Origin of the sequence: Streptomyces sp. P17 (assembly GCF_032436805.1) — a bacterium.
In the GTDB taxonomy this organism is placed as follows: Bacteria; Actinomycetota; Actinomycetes; order Streptomycetales; family Streptomycetaceae; genus Streptomyces.
Window position 1 is genome coordinate 1 of the sequence record NZ_JAVRBF010000296.1, and the last position, 515, is coordinate 515.

At 48.5% G+C, this 515-nt stretch carries 1 protein-coding gene; it reads right to left on the reverse strand.

Going from position 1 to position 515, the window contains the following annotated elements; all coding sequences use genetic code 11:
- Positions 1–501: hypothetical protein (locus tag RMT89_RS40950; RefSeq protein WP_315888834.1), on the reverse strand; the 501-nt coding region annotated here is incomplete at its 3' end.
- Positions 502–515: the final 14 nt, after the last annotated feature.

Sequence of the window (515 nt, forward strand, 5' to 3'; positions counted from 1 at the left end):
GTGGGCTTCGTTGCGGCTGGTCTTCGGGATGAACGGCAAGATGTCAAAAAGTTCGCCATCATTATAATGGTGGTAGCCCTTGTCACAGGTCATCCACTTTTTGCACCGCTGATTGGTACTCTCGTCCGAGACGAACGGTAACCAAGCTAGCACCCCATTGATGAGTTCCTTGTACTCATTACTGTCCATATTAAGACGGTAATTTATCGGCATAATAAGCCGGAACCTGTTTTCATCAGGGGTATGCCTTTTGGTCGTGTAAGTCAGGAACTTCCAGCGAGCCATTAGATCATGCACCATGTCGAGTTGCATGGTTCCATCCACATCAAGAACCAGCATATCAAAACCGGGGATCATGTTTTCCTCGGCACGGTGGCCCTTCGCTGCATGGTGGTTAATCCAGTGCATATCAGGGGCCATCATCAGTTCATGCAACCGTTCCCAAGGAACATTCTCATTGAGATAGTTGTATGCGAAGTGACCGGAGTAAGCGATTGTCATCGCTTCAAGATCGG